The 17,287-nt window shown below is 63.5% G+C and carries 17 protein-coding genes; 12 read left to right on the forward strand and 5 right to left on the reverse strand.

Annotation, left to right across the window (positions count from 1 at the left end; translation table 11 throughout):
* Positions 1–48 precede the first annotated feature (48 nt).
* On the forward strand, positions 49–3,138 hold the full coding sequence (gene putA / locus P6U23_RS34000) for a bifunctional proline dehydrogenase/L-glutamate gamma-semialdehyde dehydrogenase PutA (protein WP_407176688.1): 3,090 nt from the start codon (positions 49–51) through the stop codon (positions 3,136–3,138).
* A gap of 138 nt (positions 3,139–3,276) precedes the next feature.
* Positions 3,277–4,482, forward strand: a complete 1,206-nt coding sequence (locus P6U23_RS34005; RefSeq protein WP_407176689.1) for a CaiB/BaiF CoA transferase family protein — start codon at positions 3,277–3,279, stop codon at positions 4,480–4,482.
* 74 nt (positions 4,483–4,556) lie between these two features.
* Here P6U23_RS34005 and P6U23_RS34010 read toward each other — a convergent pair whose 3' ends face one another.
* From P6U23_RS34010 to P6U23_RS34020, 3 genes are all read right to left on the reverse strand, one after another.
* On the reverse strand, positions 4,557–4,724 hold the full coding sequence (locus P6U23_RS34010) for a hypothetical protein (protein ID WP_407176690.1): 168 nt from the start codon (positions 4,722–4,724) through the stop codon (positions 4,557–4,559).
* A gap of 84 nt (positions 4,725–4,808) precedes the next feature.
* Positions 4,809–6,380 carry a hypothetical protein gene (locus P6U23_RS34015; protein ID WP_407176691.1) on the reverse strand — a complete coding sequence of 524 codons (1,572 nt, stop codon included), beginning with the start codon at positions 6,378–6,380 and terminating at the stop codon, positions 4,809–4,811.
* Positions 6,381–6,476: 96 nt separating this feature from the next.
* Entirely contained in the window at positions 6,477–7,583 is a 1,107-nt protein-coding gene (locus tag P6U23_RS34020) for a hypothetical protein (protein ID WP_407176692.1), read from the reverse strand.
* Positions 7,584–7,858: 275 nt separating this feature from the next.
* Between P6U23_RS34020 and P6U23_RS34025 the strand changes: the two genes are divergently transcribed.
* The 8 genes from P6U23_RS34025 (at position 7,859) to P6U23_RS34060 (ending at position 14,232) form a co-directional block, all read left to right on the forward strand.
* Positions 7,859–8,233 carry a Crp/Fnr family transcriptional regulator gene (locus tag P6U23_RS34025; protein WP_407176693.1) on the forward strand — a complete coding sequence of 125 codons (375 nt, stop codon included), beginning with the start codon at positions 7,859–7,861 and terminating at the stop codon, positions 8,231–8,233.
* Positions 8,230–9,045, forward strand: coding sequence for an MBL fold metallo-hydrolase (locus P6U23_RS34030; RefSeq protein WP_407176694.1), 816 nt, complete (start codon positions 8,230–8,232; stop codon positions 9,043–9,045). Before P6U23_RS34025 ends, P6U23_RS34030 begins: the two co-directional genes overlap by 4 nt.
* 288 nt (positions 9,046–9,333) lie before the next feature.
* A complete protein-coding gene (locus P6U23_RS34035) occupies positions 9,334–9,588 on the forward strand; it encodes a hypothetical protein (RefSeq protein WP_407176695.1) in 255 nt (84 codons plus the stop codon).
* Between the two features lie 237 nt (positions 9,589–9,825).
* On the forward strand, positions 9,826–10,014 hold the full coding sequence (locus P6U23_RS34040) for a hypothetical protein (RefSeq protein WP_407181788.1): 189 nt from the start codon (positions 9,826–9,828) through the stop codon (positions 10,012–10,014).
* Between the two features lie 58 nt (positions 10,015–10,072).
* Positions 10,073–10,768, forward strand: a complete 696-nt coding sequence (locus P6U23_RS34045; RefSeq protein ID WP_407181679.1) for a hypothetical protein — start codon at positions 10,073–10,075, stop codon at positions 10,766–10,768.
* 590 nt (positions 10,769–11,358) lie between these two features.
* On the forward strand, positions 11,359–12,153 hold the full coding sequence (locus tag P6U23_RS34050; protein WP_407176696.1) for an acetoacetate decarboxylase family protein: 795 nt from the start codon (positions 11,359–11,361) through the stop codon (positions 12,151–12,153).
* A gap of 73 nt (positions 12,154–12,226) precedes the next feature.
* Positions 12,227–13,471: an ABC transporter substrate-binding protein gene (locus P6U23_RS34055; protein ID WP_407176697.1), complete on the forward strand. Its 1,245-nt coding sequence runs from the start codon at positions 12,227–12,229 to the stop codon at positions 13,469–13,471.
* A complete protein-coding gene (locus P6U23_RS34060; RefSeq protein WP_407176698.1) occupies positions 13,468–14,232 on the forward strand; it encodes an SDR family NAD(P)-dependent oxidoreductase in 765 nt (254 codons plus the stop codon). The genes P6U23_RS34055 and P6U23_RS34060 overlap by 4 nt, the downstream gene beginning before the upstream one ends.
* 6 nt (positions 14,233–14,238) lie before the next feature.
* On the opposite strand, the gene P6U23_RS34065 is transcribed toward P6U23_RS34060, so the two are convergent.
* The gene (locus P6U23_RS34065) at positions 14,239–15,018 is read right to left on the reverse strand and encodes an IclR family transcriptional regulator (RefSeq protein ID WP_407176699.1); all 780 of its coding nucleotides are present in this window, start codon (positions 15,016–15,018) and stop codon (positions 14,239–14,241) included.
* A gap of 203 nt (positions 15,019–15,221) precedes the next feature.
* A complete protein-coding gene (locus P6U23_RS34070) occupies positions 15,222–16,070 on the reverse strand; it encodes a helix-turn-helix domain-containing protein (RefSeq protein WP_407176700.1) in 849 nt (282 codons plus the stop codon).
* Between the two features lie 622 nt (positions 16,071–16,692).
* Here P6U23_RS34070 and P6U23_RS34075 point away from each other — a divergent pair.
* Both P6U23_RS34075 and P6U23_RS34080 read left to right on the forward strand, forming a co-directional pair.
* Positions 16,693–16,998 carry a PilZ domain-containing protein gene (locus P6U23_RS34075; protein WP_407176701.1) on the forward strand — a complete coding sequence of 102 codons (306 nt, stop codon included), beginning with the start codon at positions 16,693–16,695 and terminating at the stop codon, positions 16,996–16,998.
* Positions 16,999–17,043: 45 nt separating this feature from the next.
* Positions 17,044–17,268 carry a hypothetical protein gene (locus P6U23_RS34080; RefSeq protein WP_407176702.1) on the forward strand — a complete coding sequence of 75 codons (225 nt, stop codon included), beginning with the start codon at positions 17,044–17,046 and terminating at the stop codon, positions 17,266–17,268.
* The last annotated feature ends 19 nt before the right edge of the window (positions 17,269–17,287 follow it).

A 17,287-nucleotide genomic window follows, 5' to 3' on the forward strand; every position in this document is an offset into this window, starting at 1 on the left:
AGCGGTTTTTCCTGCGAAGTCCGGTTGCGTGCTAAAATTGCGCACGCCATGACCGATTCCGCACCTCTAGCGCCGTTCACCGCCGCTTACACGGCGGACGATGTCCCGATTGCGAGACAACTGCTCGCAATCGCGCGCCTGGATTCGGAGCAGGAGCGACGGATCGATGGCCTCGCCACGCGCCTGATCGAGGCCGTCAGGACCAAGGACGATCGGCTGGGCGGCGTCGAGGACCTGCTGCGCGAGTTCGCGCTTTCCACCAAGGAGGGTCTGGCACTGATGGTGCTGGCCGAGGCATTGCTGCGCGTGCCTGACGCACGCACCGCCGATCAGTTCCTCGAAGACAAGCTGGGCGAAGGCGACTTCATCCATCATGAAACCAAATCCAGCGCCTTCCTCGTCAATGCCTCGGCCTGGGCGCTCGGCATGTCGGCGCGCGTGATCCAGCCGGGCGAGACGCCGCAAGGAACGATCGGGCGCCTGGCGAAGCGACTGGGGCTGCCTGCCGTCCGCGCCGCCACGCGGCAGGCGATGCGGCTGATGGGCAGCCATTTTGTGTTGGGCGAAACCATCGAAGCGGCGCTGGCGCGGACGCAACCGCATTCGGAGCGGCCCTCGCGCTATTCCTTCGATATGCTGGGTGAAGGCGCACGCACCGCGACCGACGCGGAGCGCTATTTCAACGCCTATCGAAGCGCCATCGATGCCATTGGTCACACCGCGCGCAACCGCCCCCTGCCCGACCGCCCGGGCATTTCGGTCAAGCTATCGGCGCTGCATCCGCGTTTCGAGGCCATCAGCCGCGCACGCGTGATGGACGAACTGGTGCCGCGGCTGATCGGTCTGGCACGCCAGGCCAAGGCCTATGATCTGAATTTTACCGTCGACGCCGAAGAAGCCGACCGGCTGGAATTGTCGCTCGACGTGATCGACGCGACCTTTTCCGATCCCTCGCTTGCCGGTTGGGACGGTTTTGGGCTCGCGATCCAGGCCTATCAAAAGCGCGCCGCCGACGTCATCGAGCATATCGATGCACTGGCGCGTGCGCTTGGCCGACGCATGATGGTGCGGCTCGTCAAAGGCGCCTATTGGGACACCGAAATCAAGCGCGCGCAGGAGCGCGGCCTGTCCGGCTATCCCGTCTTTACGCGCAAGGCGATGACCGATCTCAACTACATCGCCTGTGTGCGAAAGCTGCTCGATCTGCGGCCGCGGCTATTCCCGCAATTTGCCACGCATAACGCGCTGACCGTCGCGACCGTTCTCGAGCTCGCCGGCGCGAGCCGCGATTTCGAATTCCAGCGCCTGCATGGCATGGGCGAAGCGCTGTACGAGCGCTTGAGCGAGGAACGCCCCGACATCGCCTGCCGCACCTATGCGCCGGTCGGCAGCCACCGCGACCTGCTCGCTTATCTGGTGCGGCGTCTTCTGGAGAACGGCGCCAACTCCTCATTCGTGGCGCTGGCGGCCGACGACGCGGTCCCGCTGAAAATGCTGCTACGCCGGCCCGCCGACATCATCGGCGCGCCCGAGAAAGCGCGGCATCCGAACATTCCCTTGCCGCGCGACCTGCTGTTGCCGCAGCGGAAGAATTCGCGCGGGATCGAATTTGGCGAGCGCGCGGCCCTGCGGGGACTGCTCACCGCGATCGCTGGCGAAGCCGCGCCGGTCAACGCGGCGCCGCTGATCAATGGCACGGCGGCCACAGGTCCGGCGCGGTCGCTGGTGAGCCCTATCGATCTGCAGACATCGATCGGGAGCGTCATTGAAGCCTCACCCGAAGAGGTCGACCAGGCAGTCGCGGCCGCCCGCACAGGTTTTGCACGCTGGAACGCGACCCCGGCGCAGGCGCGTGCCGCAATCCTTCAGAAGGCCGCCGATCTCCTGGAGCGCCGGGCCGCTCATTTCATCGCGCTGTTGCAGCGCGAGGGCGGCAAGACGCTCGACGATGCCCTCTCCGAAGTGCGCGAGGCCGCCGATTTCTGCCGCTACTATGCGAGCGAGGGTCGCAGGCTGTTTGGCGAAGACCAGCCGATGCCGGGCCCGACCGGCGAGAGCAATGTGCTGCGTCTGCGCGGCCGTGGCGTGTTCGTCGCGATCTCGCCCTGGAATTTTCCGCTCGCGATCTTCACCGGCCAAATCGCGGCGGCGCTGATGGCCGGCAACAGCGTGGTCGCAAAACCGGCCGAGCAAACCCCGCTGATTGCGGTAGAGATGATCCGCTTGCTCTTTGAGGCCGGCGTTCCTCCGTCCGCCCTGCAGCTCTTGCCCGGCGACGGCGCAATCGGCGCCAAGCTCGTGGGCCACCCTGACATTGCCGGCGTCGTCTTTACCGGCTCGACCGAGGTCGCGCGCGCCATCAATCGGGCACTCGCCGCAAAAGATGGACCGATCGTGCCGCTGATCGCCGAGACCGGTGGCATCAACGCGATGATTGCCGATGCGACCGCGCTGCCCGAGCAGGTCGCTGACGACGTCGTCACATCCGCATTCCGTTCCGCCGGCCAGCGCTGCTCGGCCTTGCGGCTGTTGTTCCTGCAGGACGACGTCGCCGATCGCATGATCGAGATGATTGCCGGCGCGGCGCGAGAGCTGAAAGTCGGTGACGTCCGCGACGTCGCGACCCATGTCGGCCCGGTCATCGATGCGGAAGCCAAGCAGCGGTTGGATGCGCATATCGCGCGCATGAAGAGGCAGGCGCGGCTCCATTTTGCAGGAACGGCGCCGCCTGGCAATTACGTTGCGCCGCATATTTTCGAACTGTCCGATGCCTCGGAGCTCACGGAGGAGGTGTTCGGGCCGATCCTGCATGTGGTCCGCTTTGGCGCCGACCGGCTTCAGAATGTGCTGCGCGCGATCCAGGCGAGCGGCTATGGGCTGACGCTCGGCATTCACTCCCGCATCGACGACACCGTGGAAGCCATGATCGATGCGCTCTCGGTGGGCAACGTCTATGTCAACCGCAACATGATCGGCGCCGTCGTTGGCGTGCAACCATTCGGCGGTTTCGGCTTGTCCGGCACCGGACCCAAGGCAGGCGGGCCGCATTATCTCGCGCGCTTCGCAACCGAGCAGACGGTGACGATCAACACCGCCGCTGCCGGAGGCAACGCCGCGCTGCTTTCCGGCGAGGAATAGTTCACCCTCTCTCCGCAGAGGGTGAAAGCGCCGTTGCATCCCCGGGCAAACTCGGTCAAATGACATCTGATCTGCGCTATCCAGCATCGATATTCCATCGCGCGGGAACAACAGCAAGAAACGGGAGCGACGCCAGACATGGAAAAAGGCATCTTCGAAGGGCTGAAGGTTTTGGATTGCGCGAGCTTTATCGCGGCGCCCGCGGCCGCGACCGTGTTGTCGGATTTCGGTGCCGATGTGATCAAGATCGAACCCCCAGGCTCGGGCGATCCCTATCGCAACCTGCCGAACCTGCCCGGCTATCCCCACAGCGAGCACAATTTCGCTTGGATGCTCGAGGCCCGCAACAAGAAGAGCATCGCGCTCGATCTCAGCAAGGCGGAGGCGCAGGCGGTGCTGTATCGCCTTGTCGCGGAAGCCGATGTCTTCATCACCAACTTTCCGCCCAATGTGCGCGAAAAGCTCGGGCTGACCTACGACAAGCTCGCGCCGCTCAATGATCGGCTGATCTACGCGTCCTTCACCGGCTATGGCGAGAAAGGCGAGGAGGCCAACAAGCCCGGCTTCGACAGCAATGCCTATTGGGCGCGCTCGGGCCTGATGGATCTCGTCCGCGCCGATGAAGAGACCACGCCGGCGCGCTCCGTCGCGGGCATGGGCGACCACCCCTGCGCGATGGCGTTCTATAGCGCGATCGTCACCGCGCTCTACCGGCGCGAACGCACCGGCAAGGGCGGACATGTCAGCACCAATCTGATGGCGAACGGCGTCTGGGCCAACGGCGTGCTGGCGCAGGCCAAGCTTTGCGGCGCCAAATTCTCGCGCCGGCGGCCGCGCGAACAGGCGCTCAACGCCGTGACCAATCACTACAAATGCAAGGACGGCCGCTGGATCATTCTCTCGCTCTTGAACGAGGAGCGGCAATGGCCAACGCTCGCGCGCTGTCTCGGCCGCGAGGAACTCATCACGGACGAGAGATTTGCGACCAAGGCCGATCGCCATGCGCGCTCGGTCGAGTTGATCCGGATTTTTGATGAAGTGTTCGCGACCAAGACGCTGGCCGAGTGGCGCAAGCTGCTCGACGGCAGCGGCCTGGTGTTTGGCGTGGTCGGCATCCTCGACGACATTCCGAACGATCGGCAGATGCTGGACAATGGCGTGCTGGTGCCGTTCGAGAACGACACCATGCTCACCGTGAGCAGCCCGATCTGGATCGACGGCGAGAAGAAAGTGCAGCCGCGCAAACCGCCGGGAGTCGGCGAGCACAGCACGGAGATCCTGCGCAAGGCCGGCTACGATGAAGCGGCGATCGAAAACCTGCGGGCGTCGGGTGCCGTGGGATGAGGGTCGTCATCGCGAGGCAGACGGGCTTGGTTGAAGGCGCTCGCCCCGGCCCCGCAACTTGATCGGTGGATGCGCTAGCGATTGAGCCAGGCCCACACGATCAAGAGCGCGATCACGCCGATGATGATGGCAAAAGCGATGGCCCAGCCGCTCACCCTGATATCGCCGATGGTCTGGCGCTCGGCCTCGTTCTTTGCGATCACACGATTACGCTCTCTGTCATCCTTGCCGACATCGTTCATCGCTTGCCCCTGAGCTAAGCTCCCGACTTCCGTCGCTCCTGAGCTTAGCGCCAAATGATGTCGGCTGCTCAACGATGTCGGCGCTTACCGGTTTTTGACGAAGCACATGCCCATCCGGCTTGCCGGCGTCATCGCCTGGCAGGCGAGGCCTTCGGCGCAGTTCCAGGAGCGGAAGCTGGGGTCGTTCTCGCTCGCCTTGGAGGACTGCGCATAACAATGCGCACCCCAGCCGTCTTCATATTCGGTGCCGGCGAGCTCGGTCGAGCCGCGCAGTTGCGGGCGGCTGGAGAAGCCGCGGGAGAAATCGGGCTCTCTGCCGTCGCGGAACGCGGCGAGAATATCGCGCCGCCTGACCTGGTCGCCAAAGAAATGCGGTGATGCCGGGACGACGATGGTGTTGGAGGGCTTTGCCGCCATCCAGTCGACGCCGGGGAAATGGAAGCCGCCGATGCCACGCGTCTGGTGACAGCCGGCGCAGGTGATGTCGTTCAGCCGGCGCTCGAACCCCGCGACCGAGCGAATGTTCTGCAGCTTTATGTCGCGCTCGGCGGCCTCTCGCAACGCGCCGACGACATCGCCCTCGCTGAAGATCGGATCGCTCGTGCCGTCCTCGCCCGCGACCAGTCCGAAGGCCGGCTGCAGCTCCGAGACCACAAAGCCGACCGGTGTCGGCGCGATTGCACCCTTGGCCAGGAACTTGTCCGGGATCAGCAGCGTGCCGCGGTCGAGCTCGCCGAAATGCGCGGGGTTCAGCAGCCAGTCCTTGAACTCGCGTCGCAGATCCTTGTCGGCCAGGAGCCGCGCGCGGTCGATCTCGTCCTCCAGCGGGGCCTCCTCGAAGGCGCGCGTATTGGCGTCGTAATCGAACACCTTCATCAGGTAGTCGGTACGAAAATCGCGCACCGCCGATTTCGGCGCATGCGCGATCTGCAGATTGGTCTCGATGCGCAGGATGTTTTCCGGCATGACGGAATCGAGCGCGCCGCCCTTTGCCGTGAGTGCCGCCGCAAGTTCGGCGCCCGTGATCCGGAGATCAGCGGTGGCAAGCCAGCGGCGGGCGATCTCGCCGCAGGTCATCGCGGCACCATTGGCATCGGCCTGGCCGTCGCGCTTCGCCTTGAGCACGAGGTTCAGCGTCATCGGCAGGCGAGGTGAAACGGAGGCTTCACCGATCTCGGCCGCTTTCGTCTGCGTCAAGCGGTAGATCAGCCTGATCTCGCCGCAGCCGGCAGGATCGACATAGGCGCGGTCCATCCGGTTGACGATGCCCGACAACACGAAGCGGGTATCTGGCGAGGTCAGTGCCGCGCGATCGAACAATTGAAAATCGAACGATGGTCCGACGCCGATGCTCTCATTGGGAAGCTCGGCCTTGTGACGCGCGATGTAGCGATCGAACTCGTCATCCAAGGCCTTGCGCAGCGGTCCCATTGCGGGCAGCGCGAACAGTTCAGCATTGGTGAGCGGGCCGGTTTCGGCGCGCGCCGGCGCTAGCATCCGCGCAAGGCCAAAGCGGCCGCCATCGAGCGCACGCAAGGCGAAGGGATCGATGATCGCGGCCCCGCGCTCGAGCGGAGGATTGTCGGCCGCGCGCGAGGCAGGCGTGCCGCCAAGCAGAAGGGCGAGAAGCAGCAGCGAGCGGATGAGGTGGCCCATGCCCGCAGTAACACCGCAACAAGGGGCCTATTCAAGGACGAAGGCGCTTCACGTTGGAGTGAAGCGCCTTCGCAACAGCAATTTGTGAAGTGCGGATTACCTCGCCACGATCAGGCCGCGCGAGGTGACCACAACCCAGCGACCGTCCTGGCGGCGGATTGCATCGATGCGCCCGAGCCCCGGCACCGGATCGCCGGCATAGACCTCATAGAGGCCACTCCGCCCCTCGATCAGCGCGCCGCCATGGCCGACCTCGCGCAGCACCCAGCCGTCAACTGTCGGCAGCCGGGCGACCTCGGTCTTCGGGGCGGCGGCGTTGGCGGAGGCTTGCGGCATCGGCAGCGATTGCGCGCCCGCGGGCGCCGTCACCGAGCCGGTGGTCTCCTTCGCAGCGGCCGGGGTCGCGGAGGCCACCACCTGACCGGCGGCGGGAGCCGCGCGCAGCTTATCGATGGCTTCGCTGAGTTTGGCGAGCTTTGCAGTCGGCTCAGCCTGTGCCTTCTCGATACGGTCGAGCCGATCGTTCGTCTTGTTGAACTGGCTCTGGCTCGCCTTGGAGGTCTGCTCCAGGCCGGCTTTGAGCGACGCAATATCGGAATCGATCCGTGCCACCGAAGCCTCGAGCGCCGCATTTGGCGACGGCGCCGGGGCCGCTTGCGTAAAGTGCGCCACGCCGACGGTGGCCAGAGCTCCGCCGGCCGCGCCGGCAATCACCCCCAGCACCAGCATCGCGGCCATCGCCGCGAAGCGGCCGCTGCCCGATGTTTTGGAGGGCGTTTCAGCATCGCGCTTGGGTTCGGCCGTTTGGCTCTCCCAGGAATGCTCGCTCCGCTCCCAATTACGCTCACGGGGCGACATGATCAGAAGCTCGCGCGAGACGCGCGGCGCTTCCACCGCAGTGGTGGCCTTTGAAGAATCAGTCCCGAGACCTTCGACCTTGAACGGTTCGGCCTTCGGCATTTCAGATTTTGCCGCCTCGACTTTCGCCGGCTCGACCTTGGTCTCGTCGGTCTTGGGTGGATCGATCTTGGGCTGATCGATCTTGGGCAGATCGATCTTGGCGTCCGCCTTCGGCGCCTCGTGATCGGGCGCAATCAGCGGGGAGTCGATCGTGGCGGGCTCTTGGGGAGTAGCGGACTCATGACTCCCCGCGCCGAGGGAGCCGGATTCGTCGCCGTTCTGCCGCGCTTCAATTTCGCTCACGTCAAAAATCTCCCGCAAAGATTGACCATTTGCTAACTTTCATTGCTTGCCAATTCGTTACCGCCGCTCCAACGGCGGCCGCCTTACTGAAATTTTAGGGAATTATCCGGGGCGGATTTGGGTCCAGACCATGGAGGCGCTGTGGCGGCGCCTGCCTCAATCTCGGCCATGTTGCTCTGCGGTAAAGGGATCGCCCCGCTCAGGGCGTCGTTTGCGCGCCTCTGATTCCGGACTAACATGGCCTTGCAGGACGGGAGCCAGGAGGCCGGCGAGCCATGGCGATCGAGAAATGCATCCACGAGTTCGGCGTCGGCGACGTCATCTTTGAGGAAGGCTCCACGGGCCGCGAATTGTTCGTGGTGCTCGACGGTCAGGTCGAGATCGCCAAGATCAGGGGCGATACCAAGACCGTGATCGTCACCCTCGGCAAGGGCGAGTTCTTCGGCGAGATGGCCGTCATCGACGGCTCGGCCCGTTCGGCAAGTGCGATCGTCGCGGCGCCGAGCACGCGCGTGATGCGCATCAATCATGCCCGCTTCGTCTATCTGGTCAGCCAGCAGCCGGCCTTTGCGCTGATGGTGATGGATGCACTCAGCAAGCGCTTGCGTGCCTCCAACGATCGCACCTACCGGGCCGCGGCAAACGCATGAGCGACCGCCGGCCCAGCCCGTTCAAGACCCTGCTCGAAGACGAGGTCTGCGCGCTGATTCTGGCCGCGCCTGACGTCTACCAGGTCCGCTTCAAGAACCGCGCAGCCAACAGCTACCTCGTCGTCGGCAGCAAGCGGACTATCATGATCGATGTCGGGCTGTCCTCGAACTATCCGCATCTCCTGGCCTGCCTCGACCATGTCGGCGTAACACCTGACAAGATCGACATGGTGGTGCTGAGCCACGAACACCTCGATCACATCGGCGCGGCCTACCATTTCAACAACAGCCGCACCTACATCGCCGCGCACCGGCTGGCCGCGAACAAGATCATGCTGCGCGATGATTTCTCGATGCTGCGCAAGATGTTCAACGAGCCGAACGTGCCGATCGATATCGACATCTGGCTCGAAGAAGGCAACATGATCGATCTCGGCAATTTCCGTCTCGACGTCATGTATACGCCGGGCCACACCTCGGCCTGCATATCCCTGTTCGATCCCGACAAGGGCCTTCTGTTCGCCGCCGACACTCTCATGCCCGGCGGCGTGATGGGCGGCGTATTCGGCTCGGGCTCGATCTCCGACTACATCCAGTCGCTGGAGCGACTCAAGGGCCTGAACTCGAAGATCCTGCTGTCCGGCCACGGCCGGCTCTCCGACACGCCGCAGGAGGATGTGCGCATCGCGATCCAGCGCAGCCATGGACTCTTGTCCGATACCGCGCAACTGTTCGATGCCCTCGACGCACGCGCCAATTTCGAACCGATCATGCAGTCGGTGCGCGACCTCAACAAGCTGGATGATAGCTGAGGCTTTTGGCAGGCCTGCCTTGTCATCGATTGTCGCTTTCGTTTCTCGCAACGACAACCCGCGCGGCGATGAAAAAAACACGGCCCCGTCTCGCATCACTAAGACGGGACCGTGTCTGGGCCACGGGGCAGGGGGGAATGTGGCCCGTCGCGTAACTGCGGGCGCATGCAGATGGTTCCATCGGGCCTCGTCCACAATCTGCTCGCCAGGAAATATCGCAGGTTAACGCGCGCGCCGAAAAACTGGGTCACGCTTAATGAAGTTCGATTCCCGGCGAAGGGTTCGGTCATGCCCTTGCAGTTCAACCGTACCATCGAGCGCATTGAACTATGGAGCGCCAACAGCGATGGCTTTTCCTTTGTGATCAGCCATGACGAAGCGGCTGGCCCCGGATTTCGGGGACGCTCCGGCTATACGGCCTCATGGCGTCCGCTCGACTTCAACAGAGGCGCAATCAGGATCGGCGGCTCGCCGTTCAATACCTTCGCGAGCGCGGAGGAAGCCTGCAACACGATGCTTGGACATCTAAAGGACTATCGCTGAATGCGTGCGGAGGGGCGAAACAGCCACAACAGAACCGCCGCAGTCGCCACCTCGGCTTCACCGATTGAATAGCGTCGTCTCCCACCTGTGTCATATCTGCCGCACTACAGACCTATTGCTCGACCGCGTCACATTTGCCGCACTCTGGACGTATTCCGGCGGTCATGGTTACGGCGGTATCGACGGGAAAACTCAGCAGCTAACTGCTTGTTTCTTCTAACCTAAAGGAGAAGTGCCGTGGTGAAAGTCATGATTGTCGCGGGTGCAACGCTTGCTATGGTGAGTGCCGCTTGCGCTGCCGACCTCCCGCACCCGCAGCCCATCCCGCCTCAGCCTGCTCCCATCGGCAAGATGCCCATCGGCAAAGGCCCGGTCGGCAAGGGCCCGATCGGCAAGGCCCCGGGCCCCGTCGTGTCACGCTACTGATACGCGATTTGGCCTAAGGTCTCGCCGAATCTTGTTGCCGAGAGTTGAGGGGCGAAGCGTGGCAAATAAAGCGAAGACGTTAGGCCTGCTTGCGGGATTGATGCTCGCTGTCCTGCTCCCCTGCAACATCCAATCAGCTTCGGCGCACGAGGCTGATGCGCGTGCCGGTTCGGAACGCCTCAATTCCCAGAGCCGGGAGGTCCCCAAGCGCACCGCTGACGCGAATGCGCTTGCTTCCGGTGAGGCAGCCCTTCAGTCGAAACCGGCGCCACGCTCTGCTCGACGAATGGGCTCGGCAAAGGGCCCGTATTACGTGGACTTCAGAGCCCGAACCGCAGCGAGTTGGGGACACGCTTTCGTCTGGTATGGAAAGACGAGCCAGCGAGAGGTTGAAGTCGCGGGTCTGACCCCTGCGGGAGATACGCTCGCTTACATGCTCGGTTACGTGATGTGGGTCCCGTCCGAAACCGGCGCGAGCTACGGCGATCTTGATCCACAATATCTGACTGCCAGTTACCGGGTCTACTTGAACGAGGCGGACGCCAAAAAGGTTTTCGCCTATATCAAGCAATTGCAGGCGAACTCACCGGTCTGGAGCGCCGAAATATCCAATTGCACTGCGTTTATCGGCAGCATCGCAGAATACATGGGATTGAAAACGCCTGTTCGCTGGACGCGTCCCGAGGAGTACGTCAACCAGCTCAAGGAAATGAATGGCGGCCGACAGTTCGTCCGGCTCACGCCGGAGCAATAGCCGGCGTTCGATCAATACCGCGGGGCGGCAGCCCCGAGAACTTGCGCCTGCCCTGTCATTGCTGAGCCGATCTCCATCGTCAGGATGACGCTGCGGATACGTGCGCTTCGCGTTCCGCGTGGCCGCGATCGGTCTTAGGCGGGCGGGTATTCCGCGCCGCTGGAGTTGATCAGCAACGCCTGCAATGCGGCAGAGAGCGGCCGCGCCTTTGCGCTAGTGGATTGCCCGCGTAGGCAAATCGAGCTCGACCGCACGGACGCAACTCGCGTGAGCGCAGCGAGCGAATGGGGCCCGGCCGGTTAGACGAGGCTCGCAACGATCCCCCAACGGCCGGACGCAAGCGTCTGGCGAGCTTGGGACGACCGCGAGGCACTTCTACCTTCGGCGGCCCGCGCGCCGTCTCGCTTCCTCCGAGATCCGAACGAGTAAAAATCCATCGACCTACGCCGGCAGCGAGGCCGGGCCGCTTGACTCGTGCCTGGAATCTGATTTCATAGATGCAATTCTAACATCATATATGAAATCACGCGCCAACGCGCGAGCCGGCGTGATCCACCGAGCGTCCCCGAGGACCAAGAGAAAGAGTTGCAATGACGGAGTTCGACGATCCCAAGACATACATGTTCGGCAAGTACCGGCTGAAGCCGAACAGCGGCGTCAATCCGCCCTATTCGCCGGCCTATCCGGTGGAATGGGGCTGCACGCTGCGCACCGTCGAGATCATGACGCGCGTCGCGCCGTCGAAGGTGCAGGCTCTGCTTTCGGATACGCCGTTCGAGATCGTCAACGACCGCGTCGCCTTCCGCTTCATGATCTCGCCCGGCCATTCCCTGGCGCTGCATGCCGGGCAGATGTTCGACCTGATGATCTCCGTTCCGGTCCGCTACAAGGGGCTGTTCACCGAGACGCACATCTTCATGTATTGCAGCGACCCCATGGGCATCTGCGCCGGTCGCGAAGTCTTCGGCTACACCAAGAAGGATGCGAACTACACGTTCGACGAGCGACCCGACGGCTCGATCGTCGGATCGGTCACGCGGCGCGGCATCTCGCTGGCCGCGTTCAGCTTCACGCCCGATCCCGCGGCGCCGGTCGTGCGCATCGTCGACGGCGCGGAGCAGCCCGGCGGCGAGATCCACGTGCGCCGTTTGCCGCACCCCGAGCGGCTGGAGACCGCCTACGCCGACATCGCCTATCGCCGCACGCCGCTGAAATATTCACCGCCAAAGCCGGGCCACGCGGCGATGGCGTTGCATCATTCCGACTACGATCCGATCGCCGATCTGAAGCCGGAGATTTTGGGCGCGCAATTCATGGTGTCGGATGTCTATGGCGGCGGCTTCGAGGTCGAGGATCGCCGGCTGATCGAACGCTTGATTCCGTAGCGGTCCGCGCGAGCGAAGTGCGGGCAAAAGGATCGGCCATGCGAAGGTCGGGCCGAACAACAGGGAGGAGTTGATGAAGGATGCGGTTTTCCCGCTGAGCCGCCGGCATTTTCTGGCCGGCGCCGGCGGACTTGCACTGTCGATGGGCGGCCTCACCGCGCGGGCGGATGATACCATCCCGCTGCGGCTCGGTGTGCTCACGGACATGTCGAGCCTTTATGCCGACGTGAGCGGCCCGGGTTCGCTGGCGGCGGCGAAGATGGCGGTCGAGGATTTTCTCGCCGGCCCGCACAAGATCAAGCGGCCGATCGAGGTGATCAGCGGCGATCACATGAACAAGGCCGACCTCGCCGCGAACATCGCCCGCGAATGGATCGATCGCAACAATGTGGACGTGATCATCGACGTGCCGAACTCCGCGGTCGCGCTCGCCGTGCGCAACGTGGCGCAGCAAAAGAACAAGGCGATCCTTGTCACCGGCGCCTCCTCTTCGGATCTCACCGGCAAGGCCTGCTCGCCCAATCTGGTGCACTGGACCTACGACACCTACGCGCTCTCGACCGGTGCGGCGCGCGCGATCGTCGCCGAGGGCGGCAAGACTTGGTTCACGCTGACGGCCGATTACGCTTTCGGCCACGCCATGGAGCAGGACATCAAGACTGTGGTGCAGAAGCTCGGTGGCAGCGTTGTCGGCGGCGTGCGCACGCCGATCAACACCCAGGACTTCTCGTCCTTCCTGCTGCAGGCGCAAGCCTCCAAGGCGGAAATCATCGCGCTGATCAACGCCGGCGGCGACACCATCAATTCGATCAAGCAGTCGGTCGAATTCGGCATTTCGCGCGGCGGCCAGCGCGTGGTCGCCACCGTGCTCTATCTGAGCGATGTGCATTCCCTCGGCCTGAACACGGCGCAAGGGCTGCAGTTCACCGAATCCTTCTATTGGGATCTGAACGAAGGGACGCGCGCATGGACCAAGCGCTTTGTCCCGCGCAACAACGACAAATATCCGACGGCGCTGCATGCGGGTGCTTACGCGGCCACGCTCCATTACCTGAAAGCGGTCGATGAACTCGGCGCATCCGCCGACGGCAAGGCGGTCGTGGAGCAGATGAAGAAACTGCCGACGGACGATCCGCTGTTCGGCAAGGGCACGATTCGTGCCGACGGCCGCAAATTGCACAACATGTATCTGTTCGAGGTGAAGAAACCGCAGGACTCGAAATATCCTTGGGACTACTACAAGCTGGTCAAGACGATCGCGCCTGACGAGGCTTGGCGGCCTCTCGAGGAAGGCGGCTGCGATTTCCTCAAATCATGAGCCCGTCGGCTGACGTGGATCGGCCGGTGGCGCTCGTCACCGGAGGCGGCGGCGACATCGGCCGCGCGATCGCGCTACGCCTGGCGGAGAGCTGCAGCGCGGTTGCGATCGTCGATATCGACGAGACAGCCGCCGCGCGCACGGCGGGCCTTGTGGAAAACAAGAGCTGCAAGGCGATGGCGCTGGCTGCGGATGTCTCCAGCGCGATGGAGACCGCAGGCTTTGTCGATGCGGTCGAGGCGCGGCTCGGACCGATCGGCGTCTTTGCCAACAATGCCGGCATCGAAGGCGTGGTCGCGCCGCTGCACGTGTATCCCGACGAAACGTTCGATCGCCTGCTTCAGGTCAACGTCAAAGGTGTGTTCCTTGGCCTGAAGCATGTGCTGGCGCGGATGATTCCGCGCGGGCGCGGTGCCATCGTCAACACCGCCTCCACCTCGGCGATCCGCGGCCGCGCCAACCTTGCCGGCTATGTCGCCTCCAAGCACGCCGTGCTCGGGCTGACGCGGACGGCGGCGCTGGAGGTGGTGGGCACGCAAATCCGGGTGAATGCCGTCCTCCCCGGCCCGACCGAATCGCGGATGATCCGCGAGCTCGATCGCCAAAGCAACGCCACATCTGACGGCTTGCGCCGGGCGGGATCGGCGCCCCTTGGGCGGCCGGAGGACGTCGCGGAGGCCGTCGCTTTTTTGGCTTCCGATGCGGCTGCGCATGTCAACGGCGCGGCATGGGTCGTCGATGGAGGAATGACAGTCGGTTAGCCCAAATCACGCCTTCGGGCTGCCGCCGATTTTTTCCGAAACGATCCGCGCGGCCTCGCGCAGCTCGCCAGCGATCGTCGCGGCCTCGCTCGCCGGGATCTTGTCTTGCCGCACCAAGGGTACGGTCAGCGCCGCCACCGCGCGGCCGGAGGCCTCGACGATAGGGCAGCTATAGGCCAGGATGCGGGTATAGCCGTCGTCTATGGAGAAATTCCCGCCCTCCTCCGATATGCGATCCAGTGCCGCCAGCGCCTTCCTGGCGCTGATGTGATCATTGGCGGCGATGACCTCGGCCAGCTCCTCGCGCCGCCCCTCCAACTGGAAGGCGGCCAGCACCTTGGCCGAGGCATATTGCTGGGTGAGTGGAAAGACCGCGCCCGCTTTCACCGACCAGCCCATCAGCCATTCCGGCTCGATCCGCGCGATCACCATGAACTGCTCGCCATGCAGAACGGCCAGATGACATGAGAGCTGCACGCGGCCGGCCAATCGCTCCATGACGGGAAGCGCCGCCTTCAAAAGCCGCTCGGTCGGCGGATATTGCGAGGCGATCCGAAACAGCTTGAGCGTCAGCGTGTATTCCGCCGTCGACGGATCACGCGCGACATAGCCGCGGCGCTCAAGGGCCGCCAGCATGCGAAAAATCTCGCCGACCGAGCGGCCGACCCGTTCGGCAAGCTGCTTCTGGGTCAAACCCTTCGCCTCGGCGGCAAGGGCCTCCAACAGGTCGAGACCCTTCTCCAGCGCCGGAGCTCCCGGCTGGGCGATCTTGCTTGCTCTTTTCATCTCTGTCGTGTGCATCGGCAACTCTGGAGCGGCGCTGCGCATCGCGCAGCCCTGCTCTCGCCTTTACCCGATGCGCCGCCCGATTTGAATATACGCCGGATGCGCTCGACGAGCCCCGCTTCCATCGGCTTTCACGTTCGCCACCCGGCGCGGCCGATCGACCTCGTCCTGCACAAGCTGATTTCCCGCCTGGGAGATGCCGCTCAAGCGCTGCGGGCTCGTGCGAGTGTTTCCGAAGGTGTTTCGCCGAACTGGACGCGGTAGCTGTGTGAGAAATCGCCGAGGTGCCAGAAGCCCAGGGCGAGCGCGGCGGCCTTGACGCTATGGGTGCCGGCGCGGAGCCGCTGCCGCACCAGCCACAACCGTCGCAAGCGCAGGTAACGATGCAGGCTCATGCCCCGATACCTCAAGACCGCATCATGGATCGTGCGCACGGATACGCCGAGTTGTCTTGCAAGGTCCCGGCTGTAGATCGGGCCCGCAATATTGGCCGATAAGGCCTCCCGCACCGCCTGAAAGGTCTTGAACTGGCGGACCGAGTTCGCCCGCGATGCCCAGCGTGCCGGTACCACGTCCGCGAATGCGGCATCGATGCTGCCGACCAAGGACTCCCGCATGCCGGGCGCGGCATCAGCCAGTTCGGCCTCCGAGAAGCGGCAAGCTACGGCGAGGATTTCCGCCACCAGCGTGCGCAAACGCCGCTGGGCCGGGGCGCTGGTTTCGAAGATCCTGAAGTTTGGACCGGCCTCCGGCCAGCCGCGCCCCTCGATCTGCGGTGTGAAGACGATCAGCGCGAATTGTCGCTCCACACGTTCGACCGCATTGTAGGCAGCCCCATTGTTGCCGATCATGATGAAGGGCTGATCCTGCTCGACACCGTTGAAGCGAGTCGGAATGCCCTCATCCATCGTCACGCCGATGGCGGTGCAGTTGGGGGCGAGCCGCGCGTCGACGATACGTGGAAAGGATTTGATGAAGTTGATGGACCAGCCGGGCAGATTGAGGATCACCTGCTCGGCGGAGATTTTTCGCACCAGCGGCGTGAAATCCACATCGACGTTTCGAATCCAACTGCGAAACTCATCGATATCGGAAAACCGGAAAACCTTTGGTGCCAGGCTTGGCGACTGCGAAATATTGCTCGTTGGCAATGCGGCGGTGTCCCCTTGACTGCCGGTAATGAAATACTCTTCGGCTTCCCAATCTCCTGAAATGCGCTCGTCTATGGTCACGAACGATGGCCGTGAATCTTGCCCATCCTTTGGACGGGCTCCGGCGCGTTGCATGCGACGAGGGTGCGCTCGAAACTTCCTCTGCCAAATTTCGATATACTTTTAGGCGATTCCAGAGGTAGCCCGCAACCTGGATGCAGTAGGTTTAATAAATTCCATTAATATTTGCATCGTGAAATTCCGTTGCTGAGACCTGATGTTTCACAATGGAATTTGCGGGCCATGGCTGCCGTCGCTTCCGCCGAACTCGTTGCCGAGGTTGCGTCCGCCGCTCGAGGCGGTTCGCCCGAACGGCGCGTGCGCATGTTGGAGCCCGGCAGGACGCTCTTCAAGACGCTCTCCGTGCCGGCGGCGCAATACACCATGCGCTTTGAGCCGCCGATGCCCTCCTCAGCCCGGACATTCAAACTCGAGACACCCTCCCGACCGAGGAGGTCAAGCGATGAAGGGTGAAAATCGAAAGTCGAGTCGCGTGCGCCTGGAGCACAAGCATCCCGTCAACCTGATGGGCGTGGACGGCACATGGCGGCGCAGTTGTGTCCTGCTCGACGTCTCCGCGACCGGCGCGAAAGTCGAGGTCGAAGGCTCGATCGACGTGCTGCGGGCCCGCGAGTTCTTCCTGCTCCTCTCGTCCACTGGCCTCGCATTCCGCCGCTGCGAACTGGTGTGGATCGACGGCGCCATGGCCGGCGTTCGGTTCGTCAAGGCCAAGCCCCTCAAACACGGCCAGCAGGCGGCGAAAGTGTAATGATTTATTCCAATGGTTTGATTGTTAGATCCAAGAGCGATTTCGATGCAACTGATCTCTTCACGGACAATTGCCGGACCTGAGGGCGAAGCCCTCTCCACAAGCCAGGCTCGCGAGGCCTTGTTTCGAGACGATCGCGGCGACTTCATCCTTTATCGCGGCGATGGCGATGCAGCTCTTGCAGGGGAGGAGAGAATAGTCCGCCTCAGATTGCGCGAGGCGCTGATCTGGCTGAACGAACCGGACGACTGTGGCTCGTGGTGGGAGTGAGGCGATGGCTTTCGTACGC

The organism is Bradyrhizobium sp. STM 3562 (genome assembly GCF_045571435.1).
Lineage (GTDB): Bacteria > Pseudomonadota > Alphaproteobacteria > Rhizobiales > Xanthobacteraceae > Bradyrhizobium.